Raw genomic sequence first — 25,475 nt, forward strand, 5'->3', positions numbered from 1 at the left:
ATACAGAGGAGACCTGCATGTCCGAAGCAAAAGTAAAACCCTTCAAACGCATCCTGCTGACCGGCGCCGCCGGTGGCCTGGGCAAGGTGCTGCGCGAGCGCATCAAGCCATGGGCCGAGGTGGTGCGCCTGTCCGACATCGCCGATCTCGGTCCGGCGGGCGAGGGCGAAGAAGTGGTGCAGTGCGACCTGGCCGACAAGGACGCGGTGCTGGCGCTGCTGGAGGGTGTGGACGCGGTGCTGCACTTCGGCGGCATCTCGACCGAGAAGCCGTTCGAGCCGATCATGCAGGCCAATATCCTCGGCGTGGCCAACCTGTACGAAGCGCTGCACAAGGCCGGCACCCGGCGCGTGATCTTCGCCAGCTCGAACCACGCGATCGGCTACCACCCGGTGACCACGGTGCTGGATGCCGATTCGCCGACCCGGCCGGACAGCTACTACGGTCTGTCGAAGGTGTTCGGCGAGCAGATCGCGCGCTACTACTTCGACCGCTTCGGCATCGAGACCGTGTGCGTGCGCATCGGCTCGAGCTTCCCGGAGCCGGCCAACAAGCGCATGATGAGCACCTATCTGTCCTACGACGACCTGACCGAACTGCTGCGCTGTGCGCTGTTCGCGCCGCGCGTCGGCCACACCATCGTGTACGGCGTGTCGGACAACGACAGCGTCTGGTGGGACAACCGCCTGGCTTCGCACCTGGGCTACAAGCCGAAGGACAGCTCGAGTAAATTCGCGCACCTGTTCCCGGACACGTCCGAGTATCCGGCCAAGGACGACGTCACCACGATGTACCAGGGCGGGAAGTTCCTGCTCGACGGTCCGCAGTACTGAGTTCCGCCTTGGCGCCATGATCGATCGCCTCATCCTGCGTAACGACAGACTGCTGCTTGAGGTCGTGCCGCAGGTGGGCGGTGGCCTGGCGCGGCTCGACTGGCTCGGCGGCGCGCGGCCTGAACCGCTGCTGCGCCCCTTGCCGGCCGACTTCGAGGGCAAGCCGGCGCCGGGCCAGCTGGCCTGCTTCCCGCTGCTGCCCTGGTCGAACCGCATGGCGCCGTCGGGCTTCGTTTTCGAAGGGCGCTGCTATGTGCCCGCGCCGAACCGGGTTGGCGAGCCGTGCCCGATCCATGGTGACGGCTGGCAGCAGGAGTGGCGGGTGGCGGCGCACACCGATACCTCGCTCACGCTGGTCCTCGAGCGCCGCGACGCGACACCTTTTTCTTACGAGTCAGAACTGCGCTATACGCTGGAGGGCGCGGCGCTGGCGGTCGACATCGCAGTGCGCAATACGGGCACGGAGAGCCTGCCGTTCGGGATCGGCCTGCATCCCTGGATGTCCGACCCGCAGGGCGCGCGTCTGCAGGCCGGCGCCGACGGCGTCTGGCAAAGCGGACCCGATAAACTGCCGGTCGAGCGCACCGCTATTCCGGTGTGCTGGCGCTTCGATGCGCCGGCCGCCTTGCCGCCGGACGGCGTCGACCATGTGTTCGACGGCTGGTCCGGCCTGGCGCGCATCGACTGGCCGGCGCGCGGCGTGGCGCTCGGCATCGAAGCCGACATGGACTACTTCATCCTGTACGCGCCGCCCGGACGCGACTTCTTCTGCTTCGAACCGGTCGACCATCCGATCAATGCGCATAATCTGCCGGGGCATCCCGGCCTGAGCGTGCTGGCGCCCGGCGCCACGCTGCGGCGGCGCTGCGTGTTCACCGGATCGTCGACATGAGGTGCACGCAGCTGGCGACAGCGCTGATGCTGGCCGCTGTCGCCGTCCCGGCGGCGGCGCAAACGCCTTACAACGCCGAGACCACCTACCGCAAGCTGGTACGCGATTACCCCTTCCTCCGCATCGCCAGCGCCGAGGCGCCTGCGCCGGTGCAGGTGCGCAAGGACCTGGTGTACGTGCGGCGCGGCGAGCTGGCACTGGCGCTCGACCTGTACCTGCCTGCACCCGGCGCGGCGCCGGCGCCGCTGGTACTGCTGGTGCACGGCGGCGGCTGGAGCAGCGGCGAACGTTCGAACATGGCCCCGCTGGCCGCGCGCCTAGCGGCGCACGGCTACGCCGCCGCCACGGTCAGCTACCGGTTGTCGGGCCAGGCCCGTTATCCGGCCGCGATCGACGACGTCAAGGCGGCGCTCGACTGGCTACGCGCGCAGGCGGGCGGCTACAGGATCGATCCGGCGCGGGTCGCGATCGCCGGCGGCTCGGCCGGCGGCCAGATCGCGGCCCTGGTCGGATTGACGCGTCCGCACGATGTGCGCGCCGTGATCAATATCGACGGCCTGTCCGACTTCACGTCGCAGGAAGCATTGCGCCACGAGGACGACCCGGCCAAGAATCCATCCGCCGCCGGTGCCTGGTTCGGCGGGCGTTATGCCGACAAGGCGGCGCTGTGGCGCGAGGCGTCGCCGCTGACGCATGCCGGCAAGGACAGCCCACCGGTGCAGTTCATCGTCAGCAGCGTGCCGCGTTTTTCGAGCGGACGCGAGGCGCTGGCCGCCAGGCTGGCGACATACGGCATCCCGACCGACACCGTGGCACTGGACGGCGCACCCCATTCGTTCTGGCTGTTCGACCCGTGGGTAGCGCCCACGGTCGATGCCATGACCGGCTTCCTGGCTCGCACGCTCGGGCCGGTGGCGGCGCGCGCTCCATGGTCGCCCGACCTGGGCGATGGCCGCTACCGCAACCCGATCCTGCACGCCGATTACTCCGACCCCGACGCGATCCGCGTGGGCGACCGTTACTACATGGTGTCGTCGAGCTTTGCCAACGCACCGGGCCTGCCGCTGCTGACGTCAACCGACATGGTCAACTGGGAGCTGGTCGGCCACGCCTTGCCGCAGCTGGTGCCCGGGGCCGCGTTCGCGACGCCGCAGCACGGCAAGGGCGTGTGGGCGCCGAGCCTGCGCCACCATGACGGCCGCTTCTGGATCTTCTATCCCGATCCCGACCACGGCGTGTACGTCACCACCGCCATTGATTTCTCTGGCCCCTGGAGCGCGCCGCACCTGCTGTTGCCGGGCAAGGGCATCATCGACCCCGCGCCGCTGTGGGACGACGACGGCAGGGCCTGGCTGATCCACGCCTGGGCCAAGAGCCGCGCGGGCTTCAACAATGTGCTGACGCTGCGCCGCATGGCGCCGGACGGGCGCTCGCTGCTGGACCGCGAAGGCAGCGTCGTCATCGACGGCAACCGTTTGCCGGGTTATCGGACCCTCGAGGGACCGAAGCTGTACAAGCGCAACGGCTGGTACTACGTCTTCGCGCCGGCCGGCGGCGTGGAGCATGGCTGGCAATCGGTATTCCGTTCGCGCCGCATCGAAGGGCCGTACGAAGACCGGATCGTGATGGAGCAGGGCGCGACCGACATCAACGGGCCGCACCAGGGCGCCTGGGTCACGACGCCGCAGGGCGGCGACTGGTTCTTTCACTTCCAGGACCGGCGCGCCTATGGCCGCGTGGTCCAACTGCAGCCGCTGCGCTGGATTGACGACTGGCCGCTGATCGGAGAGCCATCCGGTAAACCCGGCGTCGGCCAGCCGGTGCGCGAGCATGCCAAGCCGGTGGGGGGAGAGTTCGCGCGCCGCGCGCCGGCCGTCGGCGACGAGTTCGACGGCGCGGTGCTCGGGCCGCAGTGGCAATGGGCGGCTAATCCGCAGCCGGGTTGGCATGCGCTGGATGCGCGCGCCGGCCACCTGCGCCTGTTCGCGCAACCTGCGCTGCCGGTACGCGCATTGCCATCGGTGCTGACGCAGAAATTCCCGGCGCCGGCCTTTGGCGTCACGGCGCGCGTGGAACTGCGCGCGCAGCGTGATGGCGACCAGGTTGGCCTGGGAACGATGGGCCTGGAGAGTGACTGGTTCGGCGTGCGCCGGGTCGAGGGGCGACCGCGCATTGTGTCGGTGCGCTGCGCGCTGGATGGTGCCTGCGCCGAGACGATCGGTGCGGCACTGCCTGGGTATGCGGTCTCGCTGCGCATGCATGTCACGCATGGCGCACGGGTAGCGTTCTCGTACAGCGCTGACGGCGTGCGCTTCACGGCACTGGGCGAGCCGTTCGACTCCACCATGGGCCGCTGGGTGGGCGCACAGATCGGGCTGTTCGCCACCGGCGCCCGCGATGCCTGGGCAGATATCGACTACGTGCGCATTACGCCCTGACCTCGCGTACCTGGCAGAGTGCCGGTTTTTCTTCGAGACGTCCGGTCGGTTCAGCCCTTGGCTGACGTGCCGTTTGCCAGTATTTCCATCTGCTGCCCGAGCGCGGCGTCGTGGCCCCACACCATCCGCCATGGCGCAGTAGCGGACTGCGCGAGTCCCAGGCAACCGAGCGCACGGATCGCGCGCGCACTCGACGCGAGAACGCCCGCATGCACCTGGACCTCGACGCCCGGCTGCGCCAGCGCTTCGAGCAATGCTTCCGGCGCTGCGACGTGGGTGGCAGCGCACCACGGTCCGATCCAGAGTTTTTCGCCACGGCGGCGGGCCATCGCATAACCCGCGATCGCGCCATCCTGTTCCAGGACCTGGCAGAGGTCGGGGTACAGACCCCAGCGTCGATTGAGGAAGAAACCGCGGTCCTGTCCCCACCACAGCCGGTCAAGACTGCACACCCGGTCGAGATCTCCCGCGCGCATGGAACGGACATGCGCGTGAGACGCCCCACGTACCTTGCCCGCATAGCGCAGCGACGGCTGAATCATGCGGAAACCGTGTCGTTCGTAGAGGGGAGCCCCGGCTGCGGTGGCGTTCAGGTAGACACTGCGCACGCCCTGGCTCTGCAGGCAGGACAGCAGGGCGTTGACGACCAGGCTGCCGACTCCCTGTCCGCGTACCTCGGGCGCGACCACGATCTGGCCCAGGAAACCGGCATCCCCGTAGGGCGTCGCGACGCCGATCGCGACCGCTCGGCCGTCCCGTTCCGCGACCAGACAGCCTGCCGGAGCATGTGAGTAGAACCCTTCGAACTCTTCCAGTGTTTCACTGTGCCAGTTTTCGGCCAGGGTCAGCGACGCGGCATATGCCAGGTCGTCGGGCGTCCTGCGGCGCAAAGGTCACCGCGCTCATCGCATGCACTTCAGACCCCGACGATGCGGGCGAGCAGGACAGAGAACCCGAGTGAATGATTTTGTCGCCTGCGTCGGGTGGGGTGAGTGCCATGGTGTTCGCTTCCTTGTACGGGGCACTGAGTGTAGCTAGAAATGTTTGCGCATCTAATATCAATATTCGTCCGAATAGACAATATACCTTCTTTTATGTGGAATGCATGAATACTGTATGGGTAAGCCTGGAGTGCTAGGTCTAGGTAAAAATATTGCTATATAGACGAAATGGCGTGCTAAGCTGGCAATACGGTTCCTGCTGTATCGCTTCGATTGGCCGAACCACGAACGCTCGACCAAGTACGCCACTTCATCCACACGGCTCGCCCGCGACGTCTAACAAAGGAGAATGCATGCTCAAGCTAGTCAGCCTCAATAAATCGTTCACGGGAGGCGAGGTCAAGACCACCGCGCTGGATCGTGTGTCGCTTGACATCGGCGCCGGCGAATACCTCGCCATCACCGGCCCCTCGGGATGCGGCAAGTCGACCTTGCTCTCGGTGCTGGGCCTGTTCGAAACCTGCGACAGCGGCGAATACTGGTTCGACGGCCGGGATATCGCCGGCTGGAGCGAGATGGAACTGAACAAGCTGCGGCGCGGTCGCATCGGCTTCATCTTCCAGGACTTCAACCTGCTGGAAGAACTGAGCGTGGCCGAAAACGTCGAGCTGGCGCTGGCGTACACCGACGTACCCAGGCAGGAACGGCGCGAACGGGTGGCAGCGCTGCTCGACAGGCTCGGCATCGCCCACCGTGCCAGACACCGCCCATCCCAGCTCTCGGGCGGACAGCAGCAGCGCGTCGCGATCGCACGCGCGCTGGTGGCGCGTCCCGCCTTGCTTCTGGCCGACGAACCGACCGGCAATCTCGATACCGCACATGGCAACGAGGTGATGCGCCTGCTGCGCCAGATCAACGACGAAGGGACCGCCGTGGTGATGGTCACCCACTCGCCGGAGCACGCCGCGCAGGCCGGACGCACCGTGCGCATGCGCGACGGCCGGATCGAAGCCGATGGTGCTGTCCTGATGCAGGTGGCATCATGAGACTGGACGATTTCCGTATCGGATTGCGCCACCTGGTGCGCGAGCCCGGCTACAGCGCGATCGCCATCCTGGGCCTCTCATTTGCCTTCGCGGCTTGCCTGCTGCTGCTAGGCTTCGTCCAGTATTCCTGGCGCTACGACGCGCACGTGCCGCAGGTGGAACAGATCTATGTGGTCAAGCAGCGCTTCAACGTCGACCCGGTCGCGCCCTGGTTCGACCAGGCCCCGCTGCTGCTGCGCGCGAGCGCACTGAAGACCCCGGGCGTGAGCGACGCGACCGCCTTCTTCCGCGCCGACGTACCTACCGTCAAAGTGGGCGCTGCCCTGCACAAGATGCCGAGCCTGCTGGTGCTGCCGCATTTCGCGCAGGTGCTGGGATTGCGCGCGGTCGAAGGCGACCTGGAGGCGGCTTTGACCCGCCCCGAAGGTCTGGCACTGACCGTGTCGGGCGCCGAACGCCTGTTCGGCACTGCCCGCGCGCTCGGCCGGACCGTCCAGATCGGCGACAAGGTGCTGCACGTGGCGGCCATCGTGCCCGACCCCCCGGCCAACACGACCATCCCGTTCGAGGCCTTGTATGGCGTAGTCTCGGTCCTGAACGACCCGGCCATGCGCGCCGAGCTGCAGACCGGCGAACGCGGTGCCTGGGGCCGGCTGCTGCTGCGGATACCGAACCCGGACGCGGTGCCGCAGGTGGCGGCTGCACTCCAGCGTGCGCTCGATACCGCCCCGGCGGTGCAGGGCGTGCCGCCCGCCGTGCGTGCGCGCCTGGGCGGGCGCAAGGTGATGGACCTGGCGCTGTCGCCGCTGCGCGAAGCGTATTTCGACCGCGACGTGGCGCGCAATCCGGTGTCGCCACCGGGCGACCGCGGCGACCGCACCACCGTGACCGGGCTGGCAGTGGTGGCGCTGCTGATCCTCGCACTTGGCGCCATCAATTACGTCAACCTGGCCACGGTGCGCGTGTTGCGGCGCCAGCGCGAGATCGGCATGCGCAAGGTGCTGGGTGCGAGCATGCGCCAGATCGTGCTGCAATTCATGGCCGAGTCGCTGCTGGTGTCGCTGCTGGCCACCGTGTTGGGCCTGATGCTGGCCTGGCTGGCCTTGCCCCTGTTCGCGGAACTGGTCAACCGCAAGCTCGAGCATCTGTTCGCACCGGGTAACCTGGCGGCGGCGCTCTTGACCGGCGTCGCGCTGGGCATCGTGGCCGGTCTGCAGCCCGCCTGGACCGCGCTGCGCGTGCGACCCGCCCAGGCGCTGGCGGGCCGCACCAATACCGAGTCGCAGGCCACGGCGCGCCTGCGCAAGGGCTTGACCGTGGTGCAGATCGCCACTGCCGTCGGCCTGGCCAGCCTGGCCCTGGGCATCGCGCTGCAGACGCGCTTCGCGGTCAACGCTTCGCCCGGCTTCGACGCCCGCCCGTTGCTGATCGTCGACCTGCCCGAACGCGGCAAGAAGAACGATGCGGTGCGCGGCTTCATGACGGCGCTGGGCCAGCAGCCGGGCGTGCACAGCCTGGTGTTGTCAGAGCATGTGGTCGGGCGCACCGGCAATGGCCTGATCCAGGACATCAAGCGCGACGGTGGCGCCAGCGTGTCGGCCGAAGTGAAGATGATCGACACGAATTTCTTCGACGTGTACAACCTGAGGCCGGTGGCGGGGCGCCTGTTCGATCCGCGCCTGGACCAGGAAAACGCGGTGGGCCCGGTCGTGATCAATGCCATCGCCGCGCGTCAGCTTGGCTTCGCCACGCCCCAGGCCGCGGTCGGCCAGACCGTTCTGCATCCGGGCGACGACGGCAAGATGGTGCCGTACCAGGTGCTCGGCATCGCACCGGAACTGCGTTTCCGTTCGCTGCGCGACGAGCCGCGCGCCACGCTGTATGTGCTCGCCACCGACTGGGCCGGCGTTGCCAGTGTGCGCAGCACGACGTCGGTGCAGGATGCCGAGCGCGCCGTGGCGGCACTGTGGAACCGCTACTTCCCGGACGCCATCATGCACACCGAACGCGCGGGCGAGGTCCTGGCCGCCAACTATGCCGACGACATGCGCCTGGCGCGGCTGCTGGCGCTGGCCACGGCGATCGCGCTGGCGATCACCGCCTTCGGCATGTACGCGTTGTCGGCCTCGATCGTGCAGCGGCGCGCGCGCGAAATCGTGCTGCGCAAGCTGTATGGCGCGGGCCGCCCGCAGATCGCCGTGCTGCTCGGACGCGAGATGGGCGCTCTGGTCGGCGTGGCCGCCTTGCTCGGGCTGCCGCTGGCATTCCTTGCGGTCGGCCGCTACCAGGCCGGCTTCATCGAGCATGCACCGCTGGTGTATGCGACGCCGTGGCTGGCGCTGCTCGGCGTGGCGCTGGTCGCCCTGCTGGCCGCGCTGCGGCATACCTGGAGCGCACTGGCGATGCGCCCGGGCCAGGCGCTCCGGTAAGCATCCCGGGTGGACCACCCCCCCAAAAGGGGGAGTCGGGCCACCACTTTCGCATCAGGGAATGGGTGGCGCGGCGTTCGATAATCCATGGGCCAGACCGTCTGGCGCATCCATAGTCCGAACCGAAGCGCTCCAGCGCAGCGAGACGCCACCCAAAGGAAACCACCATGAGCAAAGCACGCACCATCGATACCGTCACCGCCGGCGACGGCACCATCATCCACTTCACCGACTGGGGCCACGGCACGCCGGTGGTGTTCAGCCACGGCTGGCCGCTGTCGTCCGACGCCTGGGAAGACCAGATGCTGTTCCTGGCCGAGCATGGTTTCCGTGTGATCGCGCATGACCGCCGTGGCCACGGGCGCTCGAGCAAGGCCTGGCACGGCAACGACATGGACACCTACGCCGACGACCTGGCAACCTTGCTCGACACGCTCGACATCACCGGCGCCACGCTGGTTGGCCATTCGACCGGCGGCGGCGAGGTGGCGCGCTACATCGGACGCCATGGCACCGGGCGCGTCGCCAAGGCCGTGCTGATCGGGGCCGTCACGCCGCAGATGGTGGTCTCGCCCGCGAATCCGGATGGTGTGCCGATGTCGGTGTTCGACGGCATCCGCGACGGCGTGCGCAACGACCGCGCTCAGTTCTTCCTCGACCTGAGCACGCCGTTCTTCGGCTTCAACCGCGCCGGCGCCAAGGTGTCGGAAGGCATGCGCCAGTCGTTCCTGTTCCAGGGCCTGCAGTGCAGCATCAAGAGCGCCTATGCCTGCATCAAGCAGTTCTCCGAGACCGACTTCAGCGCCGACCTGGGAAAAATGACGATCCCGACCCTCGTCATCCACGGCGACGACGACCAGATCGTGCCGCTCGCCACCACCGCCCGCCGCGCCGTCGAAATGCTGCCGCAAGGCCGCCTGTCGGTGTATGAAGGTGCGGGTCATGGCTTGCCGTCGACGCACAAGCATCAGCTTAACGCCGAGCTGTTGGCGTTCCTGCGCAGCTGATCCGTTAGTGGCGCGCTTCGGCCTGGATGTCCTGCTTGCCGGCGCCGGCATGGGCGCGCGCATACGCCGGCACGTCTGCGGCGGCTAGCGGCGCGAATCGGTACGGCACGCTGAAGGATGGCGCCGATTCGGCACCGCACGCTCCGAGCGGGGCGCCGTTGAGCAGTGATCCGGCGTCGCTGTAGCTGCCGGCATCCTGGCCGCTCGCGAACGGTTTGATCGCGTCGCGGCAGCTGCGGGCGCCGGCGATCTCGAACGCGTTGGCATGCGAGACGATCCGGGCCTGTTTTGCCACGCCGACGCTGTAGCCGTGCGGGTAGGCCGGGTGCTTGCGGTCGCCCACGTGATAGTTGTTGAACAGGTGGACCTGGCCGAAACGCACGCGCGGGGCGCGGCTGGCGATGTATTCGAACAGGTTGTGATGGAGGGTGATGCGCAGGTGGCCGGTGTCGCCCTCCGCCTTGTCGCTAGCGCCGATCAGCATGTTCTTGGCGTGCAGGGCGAAGTGGTTGTACGAAACGGTCACGTAGTCGCTGGCATCGCGGATGTCGAGCGCACCATCGTGGCATTGCATGGCCTTGCCGTTCCCCAGCGGCTGCCGGTCGTCGGTGAACGGCGCATCGGTGAAGCTGTTGCGGTCAACCCAGACGTGGTGCGCGGCGACGACCGAGACGGCGTCGAACTCCGAGTTCCAGTTGCCGTCGCCGTCCTTCGGATCCCAGCGCGGTTCGACGTCGCACGGGTTGCGCAAGTGTAGATTGCGGATCACGACCTGAGACACCTTCGACACCAGCAGGTGCGCTTCGATGAAGCCGGAACGCGTGCCCAGCCCGACCAGCGTGGTGTTGGACGGCAGCACCACCCGTCCACGTTTCGACTGATCGGCATGATTGGTGTACGGCCTGCCTTCGCTCATGTCGATGATGCCGTTCACCTGCACGATGCGGCCGCCCTCGACCGGTTTGGCGAGGGCGGCGCGCAGCTGCGCCGCATCGGAGACGGTGAACACGTTGGCAGCCGGCGCCTCGGCCCCGCCGCGCGTGCCGCCCGCCTGCGCCGCCCAGCCGTCGGGTGGCGCCGCCTGACGCACGTGGGGCACGTTGGCCGGGTCAAGCTGCGCCAAACGCGCGCAGCCTGCCGTGGCCAGCACGGCGCACAGCACCAGCGAAGGTCGCTTCATCACGCCGGGACCACGCTCAGAACGTGTAGTCCGCACGCGCCGTGAACGCGCGGCCGATCGGCTTGGCGATGTTCTGGGCGAACACCACGCGCGACGACAGGCGCTGGTTCGACAGCGGCGGATCGTGGTCGAACAGGTTGTTCACCCCGAGCCCGATCTTGAACTTCGGCGTCACCTTGTAGGTGGTCGCCAGGTTGTACACGCGGTACGGCGCGATCACGTTGTAGAACGGCTGGCCCGGTTGCTGGGTCGGCAGGGCGTTGGTGTCTTCGTAGGTCGACGAGTACTGCTGGGTGAGCTGGGCGAAAAAGGCGCCGTAGCTCCAGTTCACGCGCGCCTGGTGCTTCCACTTGAAGATGTAGGTGTTGGCCGAGGTGGAGCCGGTGGCCAGGGCGCCGATGCGGCCGACGCTGTCGACCCACGGGCTGCCTTCGTCGTTCTGGCCTTCGTACTTGTCGGTGTAGGTGCCGTCCATCGAGAAGCCGAAGCGGCCCCAGTTCGCGGTCGGCAGCGAGTAGTTCAGGCTCAGGTCGATGCCCTGGGTTTTCAGGCCGCCCATGTTCAGGCGCGTCTTGGTGATGTACTGCAGCGTGCCGTCCGGGTTACGCACGAACAGGTCCTGGTAGCGGTCCAGGTTGTCGAAGATCGAGTCCTCGTTGATCTGGGCGATCGTCTTTTCCATGTCGATCTTCCAGAAGTCGATCGTGGCGACGAAGTTCTTGACTGGCTCGATCACGAAGCCGATCGTATAGGTCTTCGATTTCTCGGGCTGCAAATCGGGATTGGCACCCACCAGCGTGGTCAGGCGTGTGTTGCAGACGCGTTCCGCGTCCAGCCCCAGGCCGGCGAAGCGCGGGTCGGTGGTGAGCGTGCCGGAACCGGCCACGTTCGGCGTCGCGCTCGGGCACAGCAGCGGATCGTCCCAGCTCGAGGTCGACGGCTGCAGTGTGCGCGGGGTGCCGTACAGTTCCGGCAGGGTCGGCGCGCGGAAGCCCTTGCTCACCGTGCCGCGCACCATCAGCGCTTTCACCGGCTGGTAGCGGAAGCTGGCCTTCGGGTTATAAGTGTCGCCGAAGTCGCTGAAATGGTCCCCGCGCAGCGCGAAGTTCAGGTCGAGCTGCCTGGTGACGGGGGCATCGAGTTCGACGTACAGGCCGGCGACCTTGCGCTGGCCGCTCGGACTGTTGCCGGGCGTGCCAGAGACGCGCCACACCACTTCGTCGCCGATCATGGTGGCGGTTTCGGCGAAGGTCTCACGGTGCCAGTCGCCGCCGACCGCGATGCCGAGCGCACCGCCCGGCAGATCCATCAGCGTGCGGCTCAGGTTGAAGTCGGCGCCGTAGTAGCGCACGTCCGCTTCGCGGAAATTCTGGCCGTCGGCCGAGATGCTGGCCAGGTACTCGCGGCCAGCCGCGTCCTGGGCACCGAACGGGTTCAGGATGCCGTTGGCCACGCCCGCGTACACGCCCGGGGTACGCACGAAGTTTTCCTTGAATCCGCTCTCGCGGTGGCTATAGCCATAGGATGCGCCGACGCGGTAGTCCCAGCCCCTCACCTGGCCTTCGTCGGCGATCACGAAGCGGTGGTTGGTCTGCACGTCGTGCAGCTTGACGGCGCCCAGTTCGTCCAGGCTCCAGGTCAGTGCCAGGTCTTCGCCGTTCAGGCCCGCCACCGCCGGCACCCCGCCGCTGCCGCCCGGGTACCACGGGCTGGCGCTGGTGATCATCAGGGGACGGCGCGATGCGGTAAGGCGGTCGTAGTCGGTGTTGTTGCCGAACGGTTGCGGGCCGCTGATGGCGTCGATGTAGGAGCGCGACAGATTCAGTTCGACGCTAAAGATCTTGCCGTCGCCGTGCGCCAGCGCGGCCTTGGTGAACAGGGTCACCTGCTGGTTTTCCGGCAGCAGTTCGGGATAGATCGACGGATCGGTGATGCAGGTATTGGCGCCGTTGGCATTGGTGCGGGTCGATGGCACCGTGGTCTGGGGCAGGCCCGGGGCCACGCAGCCGCTGGCGAAATACGGGTTGCCGGTGATGTTGGCAGGGCGGCCGTTGCGGTAGATGGTGAAGTTGGCGGGCGAGGCCGAACCGCCCGAGGTGTTGGCGGTGAACGGCGTGCCGCCCAGCGACGCCAGCTTGTCCGGGTCCCAGATGCCGGGGCGGTCGCGCTGCAGCAGCGAATCGCGGCGCTGGGCGCTGAACGCGGTGTAGACGTTCCAGCCGTCGGTGGCCATGTCGCCCTTGCCGGCGACGATGGTGACGCGCTTTTGCTGGCCGCCGCCGGATTTCTCGGGCTGCACGGTGCTGGCGTGCAGCGTCACGTCCTGCACCGCTTTCTTGGTGATGAAGTTGACCACGCCGGCGATGGCGTCGGTGCCGTACAGGGCCGAGGCGCCGTCGCGCAGCACTTCGACCCGTTCGATCGCAGCCATCGGGATCACGTCGACGTTGACCGAACTCGCGCCCAGCGCTTCGTTGGCCAGGCGCCGGCCGTTGAGCAGCACCAGCGTGCGGTTGGTGTTTAGGCCACGCATATTGATCATGGTGCCGCCGCCACCGCCGCCCACCGGCTCGTTGGTGGTGGCGACCGTCAGGGCGACTGCGATCTCGGTCATCGTGGTCAGGCCCTGGTTGGCCAGTTCCTCGGCTTTATAAGTGGTCAGCGGCAGTGCGTTCTCGGTGGCCAGGCGCTTGATCGATGAGCCGGTGACTTCGACGCGCTGGGTGGCGGCGTCCTGCGCCGACGCGCCTTGCGCCAGCAGCATGGCGGCCACGGCGATGCTCGATAAAAGAAAGCGCGGCTGGGACGCCGTCGTGCGAGGGTAGTTCATTGTGTGTCTCCTGCTTGTCGTCATCAGATGCGTCCGAATGTGTCTCCGGATCGCGCATGGTTGCCCTGCAGCCCGGTGCAAACGCGGGGCGCTCTGCGCCTGCGAATGATTGGTATGAAAACAATTGTAAACTGGTCCTACCGCTTAATCAATCTGGATGTGCCGGATTATTTTGGTCTATCCGCATTTGTGGCGGATGCGGTACGCGGAGAGTGTCGTGCGGGCGCGGAGCGGCGCCGCGAGAGGGGCGGCGGCCGGGCAGGGCCGGCCGCAGGGGAAGGGGTTGCGGCTTAGCCGCGCGAGAAGGTGCGGGTAACGCGGTCCAGGTGGGCGCGCATCGCGGTGCGGGCGCCGGCGACATCGTGCGAGGCAATGGCGGCGAAGATGTTGCGGTGGTCGAGCAGCGTCTGCTGGCGCAGCTCCTCGGTCTGGAAGTGTTCCTTCAGTTTGTGCCACAGCGAGCCGCGCTGGCTCCACAGGTATTCGATCACGCCGACCATCGCGCTGTTGCCGGTGGCGCGCGCGATCGCCAGGTGGAAGTTGCGGTCGGCCGACTCGTTGCCGCTGCGGTCTTCGTGGTGCTGTTCCATCTCTTCCACCGCGCGCAGGATGGCGTCGATGGCCGAATCGCTAGCATGCTTGGCCGCGAGCGCCGCGACCTCGACCTCGATCAGGCGGCGCGCGGCCAGGACCTCGAACGGGCCCGGCCCCGCGGTCGGCACGTCGGCCTGCGGCGCGACCTGTTCGCTGACATACACGCCGGAGCCGCCGCGCACTTCGACCTTGCCGCTCAGCTCGAGCGCGATCAGCGCTTCGCGCAGCGAGGTGCGGCTCACGCCCAGCTTGGCCGCCAGTTCGCGCTCGGCCGGCAGGCGTTCGCCGGCGTTGATGTTCTCGGCGCGGATCAGCTCTTCGATCCGGGCCGACACGACCCGGTACAGCCGCGGCTCGGTGGTGCCTGGTTCGCCTGGTTCATTGCGCGCTGCTGGTTTTTTCATTGGTGAGGGTTCCCGGAGAGTCGGCGTCCGCTGCCGAAGTAGCGAATCTTAGTTTGCCGACGTTAATGTTGCAAGTCACGTAAGTATACAGTCGATACAGCCGGGACGCATGGACGGCCGGTTTACGGTTGCGGGTTCCAGCCGCGCGCACCGAACAGCGCGGCGCGGTTCGACAGTTGCGCCGCCTGCGCCTGGTCGAGCGCGGTCCCGCCGTAGCTGCGCGGCGCGCCGTCCGTCCCGCGGTTGCCGTACTCGCGCCAGCCGCCCTGCGCGGGGTTCGGCATTGGCCGGCGCAGCCAGCCATCCTGCGCGATGTGGGCGCCGACCGTGCACTCGATGAAGGCGACGTGGTCCCAGGTGTTGGCGGTGCCGGGCGAGCGCGCCAGGTAGGCGCTGCCCGCGGCCGGCAGGTTGCCGGCCGGGCCCGGGCCATACGTCAGGCGCGAGCGCAGGAAGACGAAGCCCGGCTGGTCCGCGCCGATCGTGCGCGCCTGCACGATGTAGCCGCCGCTGTCGGGTTTCGCGCTGTCGCCGATGGAGCGGATCTCGCTGTCCTCGAACAGGGCGGCGCGGTTGTTGCCCCAGATGAAGTCGACGTTGCCCTCCACCAGAGACTTATGGAACCAGCTGTAGCCGGTCAGCTGCAGCGTATCCTGCTCGCTCAGGAAGTGGGCGTTCTTCACCAGCAGGCGGCCGTCGCGGCTGCTGAAGAACAGCGTCTCGGCCTGCGGCGAGTGGCCGTCCGTGCGCAGGGTGCTGTTGTGCAGGGCGATGTCGCGGATCTCGAGCAGGTCGTTGTCCTGCGCCAGGAACAGCGCGCGCCCGCCTTGCAGGCCCGGCGCGCCGGGTTCCTGGCCGGTGCCGGAACCGGGATTCAGGGTGTCGCTGTTGGCGGCGCGGATGACCGTCGCTTCACGGCTCTGGCCACGCAGGGTAAGGTTGTCCTTGTCGCGCAGGTACAGCAGTTCGGGATAGACGCCGTCGCGCACGTTCACCGTGAGCGGCATGGCGCGCGGCAGCGACATGGCATAGTCGAACGCGCCCTGCACGGTGCGGAAATGCGCGCGGCCGTCCTGCGCCACGGTGACGCTGTCGCCGACCGGGCGCTGGGCCGTCGTGCGGAAGCTCCAGCGTGCGCCGTCGAACTGCGCGCCGCGCACCAGCGCCGCCTCGGCCACGGCTTCGTACTCGGTGTCGTAGTCGAGCGCCTGCGGCAGGCTGGCGCGCAGTTCGCCGTCGATCACGCGCAGCAGGTGCCGGCGCACCAGGCGCTGGCGCGGTGCAGGACCGATCGCGCTGACCGATTCACCAGGACGCACCACGGCCACCAGTTGGCGGTCGCGCTTGCGCCATACGCGCACGCTGCCGGCATCGCTCAGTGTCGCGTTCTTCGGCAGAACGAGGCGCAGCGGGGTATCCGGGGGGACGCCGCGCTCGCCGGCTGCCGGACGGGTGACGCCGGCGCGCACGCCATCCGGCAGTGCGGCGAAGGGCTGGCCAACCACGACCGCGAAGCGCGCCTGCGGCCACGGATCGCTGGCGCTGCTGACGGTGACCGCCGTCCGTCCACTAGCCAGCGGCGTCACGCGCAACACTCCGCTCTCCAGGTCGACGCGGGCGACGCGGGGATCGTCGGCGACGGCGACCAGATCATAGGCGCCACCGGTGCGCACGATCTCGGCCGGATCGCCGGCCTGCAGCACCAGGCCTTGTTCGGCCACGTAGGCGGTCACGCGCTGCGGCGCGGATCCGGCCGGGTTGGTGCGCACGCCGAGCACGCGGTGCGGGCCAGCTTCCCAGTCGGGCGCCTCGGTCGCCGTCATCGGGACGGCCAGGGCAGTGGTCACGCGTTCACCGTCGAGCAGCACCGCCAGCTGGCCGGCATCGAGGTCGGCGGCCAGGCCGAGCCTCAGCGGCATGGTTGACGGTGTCACGCGGCGCCGCACCTGCTTGAGGCGTTGCACCGTCCCGGCGCGCGCTTCGAGCAGTCCGATCTGCAGCGTCTTGCCGTTATCGGCCAGCTGCAGGCTCGCGCCTTGCCAGTCGCCGTTGGCCTGGCGCCGCGCGCGCAGCACGAACGGCGCGCCCTCGGCCGGGATGAAGCGTGCCTCGGCGACGCCGGCCGGGTCGGGCGTGGCAACGATTGCAGCGCGTTGGCCGGCGTTGGCGCGCACATGCTGCGCGACCTGCGCCGCGGGCAGGGCAGTATAGGCGTAAGGGACCTGGAAACTGGCGCCGGCGCTGAACGGACAGTTGTTCAGTGGCCGGCCATTGAGCAGCGAGCCGCTGTCGGTGAAGACACCGGGACTCGACCCCGGATCGCGCACCAGCTGGCGGCATTCGGTGGCGCCGGCCACCTCGAACGCGTTGGCACTGGAGACGATGCGCGCGGCATGCCCGGCGCCGATGCTGTAACCGTGTCCGTATACCGCGCGCCCGCGCTCGCCCACGTACAGGTTGTTGAGCAGGTGGACCTGACCAAAGCGCACGCGCGGCGCGCGCTCGGCCACGTGCTCGAACAGATTGCCCTTGAGCGTGACGCGCAGTCGGCCCTGGTCGCCGGTGTGGCGGTCGCCCGCGCCGATAAGCATGGTCTTTTCGTGCTGGGTGAAGTGGTTGTAGGTGACGGCGATCAGGTCGGCGCCCTGCGAGATGTCGAGCGCACCGTCGTGGCATTGCTTGCGCTTGCCGTTCTCGATCGGCGAGCGGTCGTCTGTGTCGGGAGCGTCGGTGAAACTGTTATGGTCGATCCAGACGTGGCGCGCGTCGCGCACGGTGATGCCGTCGAACTCCGAATTCCAGTTGCCCTTGGGGCCGTCGCGCGGATCCCATTTGGGGCCGACATCGCAGGGATTGCGGATCGCCAGGTTGCGCACGATGACCTGTTCGACACCCGTGATGAGCAGGCTGCCGTTGACGAAGCCGGCGCCGCCCGCGACGCCGAGCAGGGTGGTGTTCGACGGGATGCGCACATTGCCGCGCCGGGCCTGGTCGGCGCTGTCGGCAAATGGCCGGCCCTCGCTCATGTCGATGGTGGCCGTGAGGCGCACGATGCGGGCCGGTGCCGGCGCCTCTAGTGCCGCCAGCAACTGGGCGCGGTTGCCGACCGTGTACACGTGGCCGGGAGCGGCAAGTGCGCCGCCGCGCGTGCCGCCGTCCTGCGCGGCCCAGGTGTCGGCGGGCGCCTGCTGGCGCTCGGCCGGCGGTGTGGAAACGGCTGCGGGCCGGACCGCGCCGAAAGCCGTGGGAGCGGCCAGCGCCAGCGCCAGTGCGGCGAGCATGGTGGCATTCATTGCGCACCCCGAACAGCGACAGTCGGCGCCGTTACGAACGCGGGAGCCAGTTCCGGCACCTGGCGTACCAGTTCGCGCGCGACGATGTCCGAGAAACGCTCGGCGCCGAGCGGTCCCACGTGGGTGTAGTCGAAATTGGCGCCGGCGCGGGCGAGCTTGTTGGCTTCATCCGCGCCCATGGCCTGCACCGCCGCCAGCGACAGCGCATTCAGGTCGACCAGCGGCGTGCGTGTCCTGGCGGCGATCGTGCGCACCGTGCCGGCCCACGGCGCCAGGTCGTTGCTCACGTAGCCATTGCGGAAGCTGCGGCGCGTGAGCGGCGTCACCAGCACCGGCACGGCGCCCAGCGCGCGCGCCTCTTGCACGTAGCGCGTCATGTTGGCCGGGAATTCGGTCGCGTAATCGGTCGAGCGTCCCGGTTTGCCCGGCTGGTCGTTGTGGCCGAACTGGATCAGCACATAGGTGCGGCGGTAGCCGGCGCCGTCCTTTAGCAACGCCGTGACTTCATCCCAGCGGCCTTCGGCGCGGAAGCTGCCGGAGCTGCGCCCACCACGCGCCAGGTTGATGCAGGCAGTGTCCGGCGTCAGGCGTTCGCACAGCGCGTCGCCGTAACCCGTGGTGCTGGCCATGGTCGAGTCGCCCACCAGGATGATGCGGTCGTGGACCGCCGGTGCCGACCAGGCGGCACCGGTGAACAGGCAAAAGAGCAGGGGAAGTGGGCGGACGAAGGGCATGGCGGTGTCTCCTGATATTTTTTTGATAGCTGATTCTAGTTTGGTCTGACCAATCTAGCAAGGCGGCTGTACCACTACCTCCAGCTCGCCACTAAAGAGATCAGATGTCAGACAATAAGATGTCTCAAGCCATTCATTCGCGTATAATCCCGCCATCCTTTTCATTCAACGTCGCCCACCATGAACCTCCCGCAACGCAAGCACCGCAGTCTGGCACAAGGCGTGGTCGAACAGATCAGCGCCGTCATCCGCCAGGGCATGCTCAAGCCGGGCGACAAGCTGCCGACCGAATCTTCCCTGATGAGCCAGCACGGCGTCAGCCGCACGGTGGTGCGCGAAGCGATTTCGCACCTGCAGGCGGCCGGCCTGGTGCAGACCCGGCACGGCATCGGCACCTTCGTGCTGGAGCGTCCGCAAGCCGGTCTCGGGCTGGAAGCCGAAAACATGCTGACCCTGCGCGACGTGCTGTCGATCCTGGAACTACGCATCGGCGTCGAGACCGAGACCGCCGGCCTGGCGGCCAGCCGCCGCACTGAGGAGCAGGTCGACGAACTGGCCGCGGCGCTGCGCGAGATGCAGCAGGCGATGGCCGAGGGCAGGTCGGCGGTGGAGGCCGACAAGCGCTTCCACCTCTTGATCGCGCAAAGCACCGGCAACCGCTATTTCGTCGATATCCTCGAGCAGCTGGGCAACGCCATCATCCCGCGCGCACGCCTGAATACGCCGGTGCTAGAGCAGGACAAGCCGGCCGATTTCCTCGAGCGCGTCAGCCGCGAACACGACGACATCTTCCGCGCCATCGAGCGACGCGATCCGGAAGCGGCGCGCGCCGCGATGCGCATGCACCTGTCCAACAGCCGCGAACGGCTGGTGCAGGCACAGCGTCGTCTGGAAAACATGCTCAACTAAAAAAAAGCAATTTTTTGCTTGCGACCTCTCCGGTTCAGTTGTACGATGACTTACAACTTGACGCGGTGATACAACTTTCGCGTCAGTCCAGTCCAACAACTAGACCAATGGAGACGTCGCAATGCAACCGAATGAACTCAAGCAAGTCCTGTCGCACGGCCTGCTGTCCTTTCCGATCACCGACTTCGACGCCCAGGGCGACTTCAACCCGAAAGGCTACGCCGAGCGCCTCGAGTGGCTGGCGCCATTCGGCGCGACCGCGCTGTTCGCGGCGGGCGGCACCGGCGAATACTTCTCGCTGCACGGCGAAGAGTACGGCCAGATCATCAAGACCGCAGTCGATACCTGCGCCGGCAAGGTGCCGATCCTGGCCGGCTGCGGCGGTCCGACCCGCACCGCCATCGCCCACGCCCAGGAAGCCCAGCGCCAGGGCGCCAAGGGCCTGCTGCTGCTGCCTCACTACCTGACCGAAGCCAGTCAGGACGGCCTGATCGCCCACGTCGAAGCGGTGTGCCGCTCGGTGGAAATCGGCGTGGTGGTGTACAACCGCGCCAACTGCCGCCTGACCCCGGACTCGCTGGCCAAGCTGGCCGACCGCTGCCCGAACCTGGTCGGCTTCAAGGACGGCAACGGCGACATCGAACTGATGGTCTCGATCTGGCGCAAGATGGGCGACCGCTTCAGCTACCTGGGCGGCCTGCCGACCGCGGAAGTGTATGCCGGCGCCTATAAAGCCCTCGGCACCCCGGTGTACTCGTCGGCCGTGTTCAACTTCGTGCCGCAGCTGGCGATGGACTTCTACCACGCCACCGCGTCGGGCGATCTAGAGACCACCAACCGCCTGATCGACGACTTCTTCCTGCCCTATCTCGAGATTCGCAACCGCAAGGCCGGCTACGCGGTCAGCATCATCAAGGCCGGCGCGCGCCTGGTCGGCCATGGCGCCGGTCCCGTGCGTCCGCCGCTGACCGACCTCACCGCCGAAGAAGACCAGATGCTGCTGGACCTGCTCAAGAAGAACGGAGTGCTGTGATGTCTGCTGTGATGTCCATTTTGGGTGAAATGATCATCGGCGCGCGCTGCGTGCGCGGCGCCGGTGGCGAAGCGTTCGGCTTCAATCCGGCCACCCGCGCCAACCTGGAGCCGGCCTTCGGCCAGGCCACGAGCGAGGACGTGGAGCAGGCTTGCGCCCTGGCGCAACAGGCGTTCGATCCGTACCGCGCGCTGCCGCTGGAACAGCGCGCGCGCTTCCTCGAGACTGTGGCCGAACAGATCCTGGCCATCGGTGCGCCGCTGATCGAGCGCGCCATGCTGGAAACCGGCTTGCCGCAGGCGCGCCTGGAAGGTGAACGCATGCGCACCGTGAACCAGCTGCGCCTGTTCGCCAAAGTGGTGCGCGACGGCCACTTCACGGATGCCACCATCGACAGCGCCTTGCCCGAGCGCGCGCCACCGCGTCCCGACCTTCGTCTGCGCAAGATCGGCCTCGGCCCGGTCGCCGTGTTCGGCGCCAGTAACTTCCCGCTGGCGTTCTCGGTGGCGGGCGGCGATACCGCCTCGGCACTGGCTGCCGGCTGCCCGGTGGTGGTGAAAGCCCACGGCGCCCATCCCGGCACCTCGGAGCTGGTCGGCCGCGCCGTGCAGCGCGCGGTACAGGAATGCGGCCTCCCGGAAGGCGTGTTCTCGATGCTGTTCGGCGACGGCCGCACGGTCGGCCAGCAGCTGGTGTCGCACCCGGCGATCAAGGCGGTCGGCTTCACCGGCTCGCGCCAGGGCGGCCTGGCGTTGGTGCGCGCCGCTGCGGCACGTAACGAACCGATTCCGGTGTACGCCGAAATGAGCAGCGTGAACCCGGTATTCCTGCTGGCGGGCGCATTGCAATCTGGTGGCGCCGGGCTGGCGAATGGTTTCGTCGACTCGCTGACGCTCGGCGTCGGCCAGTTCTGCACCAACCCGGGCCTGGTGTTCGCGCTGGCCGGTAGCGAACTGGATGCTTTCGTCAGCGCCGCCGGAACTGCGCTGGGCGGCAAGGGCGCCGGCACCATGCTCACCGCCGGCATTCACGAAGCGTACAACAGCGGCGTCGCCAAACTGGGCGCGGTCGAAGGCCTGCAACTGGTGGCACGCGGCGGCGAGCAGGGTAACGGCTGCGCCGCACAGGCCGCGCTGTATGTCTGCGACGCCGCCGCGTATCTCGGGAACCCGGCGCTGGAAGACGAAGTGTTCGGCCCGGCCGCGGTAGTGGTCCGCTTCACCGATGCGCAGCAACTGCTGCAAGCCGCCGAGCAGCTGCATGGCCAGCTGACCGTCACCGTGCACGCCACCGAGCAGGATCACGCCACCGCCGCCGCACTGTTGCCGATCCTGGAGCGCAAGGCGGGCCGCGTGCTGTTCAACGGCTTCCCGACCGGCGTCGAGGTGTCGCACGCGATGGTCCACGGCGGCCCGTTCCCGGCTACCAGCGACAGTCGCAGCACCTCGGTCGGCGCCAGCGCCATCGACCGCTTCCTGCGGCCGGTGTGCTACCAGAACATCCCGGGCAGCCTGCTGCCGCAGGAACTGCAGGACGCCAATCCGCTTGGCCTGACGCGCCTGCAGGACGGGGAGCTGAAAGCCAAAGGAGCCGCGTAACGCTTTAAGTTCGATTGCAGCACCAGCCGGGGGAGACACCGGCTGTACAACACTTGAAAAGAACTGATCATCATGAATCAGCAAGTCATCAGCATGCCGGCAGAGCAGTCGGTCATGGGCCGCTATCGCTGGACGATCTGCGCCCTGTTATTCTTCGCCACCACCATCAACTACCTGGACCGCCAGGTCCTGAGCCTGCTGGCGCCGACCCTCACCAAGGAATTCGGCTGGTCGAACACCGACTACGCCAACATCACCGCCACCTTCCAGTTCGTGTACGCGATCTCGATGCTGTTCGCCGGCCGCGTGATCGACCGCATGGGCACCAAGCGCGCCTACGTGCTGGCGATCGTGGTCTGGTCGCTCGGCGCCATCGGCCACGCCTACGCGATCGCCCTCGGCGAAGCGGTCAACACGGTATTCACCTCGATCGGCCTGGCCGTGGTGCCGGTGTCGATCGCCGGTTTCATGATCGGCCGCGCGGTACTGGCGATCGGCGAAGCCGGCAACTTCCCGGCTGCGATCAAGGCCACCGCCGAATACTTCCCCAAGCGCGAGCGCTCGTTCGCCACCGGCATCTTCAATTCCGGTGCCAACGTCGGCGCGATCCTGGCGCCGCTGTCGGTGCCGGTGATCGCCGAGTTCTGGGGCTGGCAGGCGGCTTTCATCGTGATTGGCGCCATCGGCTTCCTGTGGATGGGCCTCTGGATCTGGCTGTACGACACGCCGGAACGCCAGTCGCGCCTGAGCCGCGACGAACTCGCCTACATCAACAGCGACGCCGCGACGCCAGTGGGCGCCTGCGACGTGCCGAAACGCTCGTCGTGGTTCAAGCTGCTCGGCTGCCGCCAGACCTGGGCCTTCGCCTTCGGCAAATTCATGACCGACGGCGTGTGGTGGTTCTTCCTGTTCTGGCTGCCGAAGTACATGTCGGCGCAGTATGGCATGGCCAGCACCGACATGATCATCCCGCTGGCGGTGTTGTACAGCATGACGATGGTGGGCAGCATCGGCGGCGGCTGGCTGCCGACGTATTTCCTGAGCCGCGGCGCCGACATCTATTCAGGCCGTATGCGTGCCATGCTGATCATCGCTCTGTGCCCGCTGGTGGTGCTGTTGGCGCAGCCGCTCGGCTACCTGGGCTTCTGGGTGCCGGTGATCCTGATCGGCATCGGCGCGTCGGCGCACCAGGCCTGGTCGGCGAACCTGTTCACCACCGTGTCGGACATGTTCCCGAAACACAGCGTCGGTTCGGTGGTCGGCATCGGCGGCATGGCCGGTGGCCTCGGCGGCGTGCTGCTCACCAAGCTCGGTGGCTGGCTGTTCGACCACTACGGCGCGCTGGGCCAGCTGCAGACCGGGTATATGATCATGTTCTCGATCTGCGCGCTGGCTTACCTGGTGGCGTGGCTGGTGATGAAGGCGCTGGTGCCGCGTCACAGCGAGATCACCCACCTGTAAGGACTGCGATGGAGATGCAACGAGTCGCCGGCGTGCACTGCGCCACCGGCGAATGCCCGATCTGGCACGCGGGCGAACAAAGCTGGTACTGGGTCGACATCCCGGCGCGCCGCATCTGGCGCATGCAGCATGCGAGCGGCGCGCTGCGCCACTGGCAGGCCGACGAGATGGTGGCCTGCATCGCGGCCGCCGCCGACGGGGGCCTGGTGGCCGGGATGGAAAGCGGACTCTTCCACCTGGCGCTGGGCGATGCCGACGGCGTGGTCGCCACGCGGCTGGCGGCACCGCCGGCTGCAGAACTGGGCGAGGGCATGCGCTTCAACGACGGCCGCTGCGACCGCCAGGGACGCTTCTGGAGCGGCACCATGTTCATGGACATGGGCGCCGCGAAGGCGGTCGGCGGACTGTATCGCTACAGCCGCGAGGGCGGACTGCATGGGCCGGTGGTGTCGAGCCTGTTGACCCAGAACGGCCTGGCCTGGTCGCCCGACGGGCGCACCATGTACCTGTCCGATTCGCACCCGCAGCGGCGCGTGGTGTGGGCCTACGATTACGACATCGATACCGGCCTGCCTTCGCGTGAGCGGGTCTTCCTCGACTTGGCGCAGCAGAAAGGGAGGCCAGACGGCGCCGCGGTCGACGCCGATGGCTGCTACTGGACCTGCGCCAACGACGGCGGCGTGCTGCAGCGGTTTACGCCGGATGGCCGGCTCGATCGCGAGATCGCGCTGCCAATGGCCAAGCCGTCGATGTGTGCGTTCGGCGGGCCGGATCTGCAAACGCTGCTAGTGACGTCGATCGATCCCAACGGAGCCATTGGTTCCGGCGGCGACGCCGGCGCCGTCCTACTACTGCGCCCCGGCGTGCAGGGTCTGGCCGAGACGCCGTTCGGGGCCTGAGCCTTTATCGCATCGGCTTCAGGAGCACGGCCTGCTTGCGCAGGAAGGCGAGGTGCGCGTCGCGCGTCGCCGGGCCGTCGTAGGGCAGGATCGTCCAGCGTTCCGACGCCGTCATGTCGCTGCCCGGCGCCAGTTTTCGATAAGGCGCATGCACTTCCATCTCCAGCAGGCCTTTGCCCGGTGCTGCAGGGTCGGCGTCGAGGTACAGTTCGACCTGGCCTTGCTCCGGATGGATCGCGGCGCGTGGCTGGTGTGCGAACTGCACGATGAAGGCCTGGCCGCCGTGGAAACCCGCCATCCATCCTGCCGCCGGCTGGGCGAACAGTTTGCCCTTGCGTGCCGGCTGGCCCGCTTGCGGCAGGTCGAGCGACATGACGCCATCGCCCAACATGTAGGGCAGGGCGCCGGCCGGTTCGGTACGCACGTCTTCCTTACCCGCCACCGGCACATAGACCATGGTGTCGGGACGTACCCGGGTGTTGAACCACAGGTCCCAGGCGACGTCGCGCTCGCGCCGGTTGGTGGCGCGCGCCTGCAGTTCCAGCGTGTTCGGCTGGCCGTCGACCAGGGCATAGCGCTTGTGCAGCTGGATGCCGTTGACCGGGCTGGCTGGGCTGTCGAATGCGATGTGGCGATCGCTGCGCGCGGTGACGGTGTAGCTGGCGAGGCTCAGGTGAGGATCCGGCGGCCACGGCGCCTTTGCTGCGGCGCGGGACGGGTTGACGCTTTGGTGCTGCCACCAATGGCTTTGCGGGCCGACCCAGACTTCATGACCCAGGTAGCCGACATTGCCGCTGTTGGCATCGACCGGCGCACGTGGATCGCCGGCGCTTTCGTTCACCAGCAAAAAGTTAGGTTTGCCGGCCAGCGAAAAGTGCAGGAGCCGGCCCCCGATGGCGTCGGTAACGGTGGCGCGGATCGTGCCGTTGTCCAGGTGGTGGGCCGGCAGCTGGG

At 67.7% G+C, this 25,475-nt stretch carries 18 protein-coding genes; 11 read left to right on the forward strand and 7 right to left on the reverse strand.

Features of this window, described 5'->3' with window-relative positions; translation table 11 throughout:
• The first annotated feature begins 17 nt into the window (after positions 1-17).
• Genes RTQ83_RS05500 through RTQ83_RS05510 form a run of 3 tightly spaced genes read left to right on the forward strand, consistent with a single transcriptional unit; the run spans position 18 to position 4,163 of the window.
• The gene (locus tag RTQ83_RS05500; RefSeq protein ID WP_312511882.1) at positions 18-833 is read left to right on the forward strand and encodes an NAD(P)-dependent oxidoreductase; all 816 of its coding nucleotides are present in this window, start codon (positions 18-20) and stop codon (positions 831-833) included.
• Positions 834-849: 16 nt separating this feature from the next.
• Positions 850-1,725 carry an aldose 1-epimerase gene (locus RTQ83_RS05505; protein ID WP_312511885.1) on the forward strand — a complete coding sequence of 292 codons (876 nt, stop codon included), beginning with the start codon at positions 850-852 and terminating at the stop codon, positions 1,723-1,725.
• Positions 1,722-4,163: a family 43 glycosylhydrolase gene (locus RTQ83_RS05510; RefSeq protein ID WP_312511887.1), complete on the forward strand. Its 2,442-nt coding sequence runs from the start codon at positions 1,722-1,724 to the stop codon at positions 4,161-4,163. The genes RTQ83_RS05505 and RTQ83_RS05510 overlap by 4 nt, the downstream gene beginning before the upstream one ends.
• 50 nt (positions 4,164-4,213) lie before the next feature.
• Here the strand turns inward: RTQ83_RS05510 and RTQ83_RS05515 are convergent, their stop codons facing one another.
• Complete coding sequence (locus RTQ83_RS05515; RefSeq protein WP_312511889.1) at positions 4,214-5,053, reverse strand: GNAT family N-acetyltransferase; 840 nt, start codon at positions 5,051-5,053, stop codon at positions 4,214-4,216.
• Positions 5,054-5,457: 404 nt separating this feature from the next.
• On the opposite strand from RTQ83_RS05515, the gene RTQ83_RS05520 reads away from it, so the two are divergent.
• The 3 genes from RTQ83_RS05520 to RTQ83_RS05530 all read left to right on the forward strand — a co-directional run bounded on the left by RTQ83_RS05520 (position 5,458) and on the right by RTQ83_RS05530 (position 9,586).
• Positions 5,458-6,150, forward strand: coding sequence for an ABC transporter ATP-binding protein (locus tag RTQ83_RS05520; protein ID WP_312511891.1), 693 nt, complete (start codon positions 5,458-5,460; stop codon positions 6,148-6,150).
• Positions 6,147-8,579 (forward strand): ABC transporter permease, encoded by a 2,433-nt coding sequence (locus RTQ83_RS05525; protein WP_312511893.1) that lies wholly within the window; start codon positions 6,147-6,149, stop codon positions 8,577-8,579. Before RTQ83_RS05520 ends, RTQ83_RS05525 begins: the two co-directional genes overlap by 4 nt.
• A 167-nt stretch (positions 8,580-8,746) precedes the next feature.
• Positions 8,747-9,586: an alpha/beta hydrolase gene (locus RTQ83_RS05530; RefSeq protein WP_312511895.1), complete on the forward strand. Its 840-nt coding sequence runs from the start codon at positions 8,747-8,749 to the stop codon at positions 9,584-9,586.
• Positions 9,587-9,590: 4 nt separating this feature from the next.
• Here RTQ83_RS05530 and RTQ83_RS05535 read toward each other — a convergent pair whose 3' ends face one another.
• The 5 genes from RTQ83_RS05535 to RTQ83_RS05555 all read right to left on the reverse strand — a co-directional run bounded on the left by RTQ83_RS05535 (position 9,591) and on the right by RTQ83_RS05555 (position 18,621).
• Positions 9,591-10,766 carry a hypothetical protein gene (locus RTQ83_RS05535; RefSeq protein WP_312511897.1) on the reverse strand — a complete coding sequence of 392 codons (1,176 nt, stop codon included), beginning with the start codon at positions 10,764-10,766 and terminating at the stop codon, positions 9,591-9,593.
• A gap of 16 nt (positions 10,767-10,782) precedes the next feature.
• Positions 10,783-13,596, reverse strand: coding sequence for a TonB-dependent receptor domain-containing protein (locus RTQ83_RS05540; protein WP_312511899.1), 2,814 nt, complete (start codon positions 13,594-13,596; stop codon positions 10,783-10,785).
• A 290-nt stretch (positions 13,597-13,886) separates the two neighbouring features.
• The gene (locus RTQ83_RS05545) at positions 13,887-14,594 is read right to left on the reverse strand and encodes a FadR/GntR family transcriptional regulator (protein WP_312511902.1); all 708 of its coding nucleotides are present in this window, start codon (positions 14,592-14,594) and stop codon (positions 13,887-13,889) included.
• Between the two features lie 122 nt (positions 14,595-14,716).
• Positions 14,717-17,887 (reverse strand): pectinesterase family protein, encoded by a 3,171-nt coding sequence (locus tag RTQ83_RS05550; protein WP_312511905.1) that lies wholly within the window; start codon positions 17,885-17,887, stop codon positions 14,717-14,719.
• Positions 17,884-18,621, reverse strand: a complete 738-nt coding sequence (locus RTQ83_RS05555) for a rhamnogalacturonan acetylesterase (protein WP_312511908.1) — start codon at positions 18,619-18,621, stop codon at positions 17,884-17,886. The genes RTQ83_RS05550 and RTQ83_RS05555 overlap by 4 nt, the downstream gene beginning before the upstream one ends.
• Before the next feature lie 180 nt (positions 18,622-18,801).
• Between RTQ83_RS05555 and RTQ83_RS05560 the strand changes: the two genes are divergently transcribed.
• The 5 genes from RTQ83_RS05560 (at position 18,802) to RTQ83_RS05580 (ending at position 24,521) form a co-directional block, all read left to right on the forward strand.
• Positions 18,802-19,530 (forward strand): FadR/GntR family transcriptional regulator, encoded by a 729-nt coding sequence (locus tag RTQ83_RS05560; protein ID WP_312511910.1) that lies wholly within the window; start codon positions 18,802-18,804, stop codon positions 19,528-19,530.
• Between the two features lie 121 nt (positions 19,531-19,651).
• Positions 19,652-20,563, forward strand: coding sequence for a 5-dehydro-4-deoxyglucarate dehydratase (gene kdgD, locus RTQ83_RS05565; RefSeq protein ID WP_312511912.1), 912 nt, complete (start codon positions 19,652-19,654; stop codon positions 20,561-20,563).
• A gap of 11 nt (positions 20,564-20,574) precedes the next feature.
• Positions 20,575-22,161 (forward strand): aldehyde dehydrogenase (NADP(+)), encoded by a 1,587-nt coding sequence (locus tag RTQ83_RS05570; RefSeq protein WP_312511931.1) that lies wholly within the window; start codon positions 20,575-20,577, stop codon positions 22,159-22,161.
• Between the two features lie 72 nt (positions 22,162-22,233).
• The gene (locus tag RTQ83_RS05575; protein WP_312511914.1) at positions 22,234-23,622 is read left to right on the forward strand and encodes an MFS transporter; all 1,389 of its coding nucleotides are present in this window, start codon (positions 22,234-22,236) and stop codon (positions 23,620-23,622) included.
• An 8-nt stretch (positions 23,623-23,630) separates the two neighbouring features.
• Entirely contained in the window at positions 23,631-24,521 is an 891-nt protein-coding gene (locus tag RTQ83_RS05580) for an SMP-30/gluconolactonase/LRE family protein (protein WP_409456081.1), read from the forward strand.
• Between the two features lie 4 nt (positions 24,522-24,525).
• Here the strand turns inward: RTQ83_RS05580 and RTQ83_RS05585 are convergent.
• Positions 24,526-25,475 (reverse strand): DUF4380 domain-containing protein (locus RTQ83_RS05585; protein WP_312511919.1); only part of this gene is annotated, 950 nt, incomplete at its 5' end.

The sequence above is a fragment of the Massilia sp. genome (assembly GCF_031995545.1).
Classification (GTDB): Bacteria; Pseudomonadota; Gammaproteobacteria; order Burkholderiales; family Burkholderiaceae_D; genus Telluria.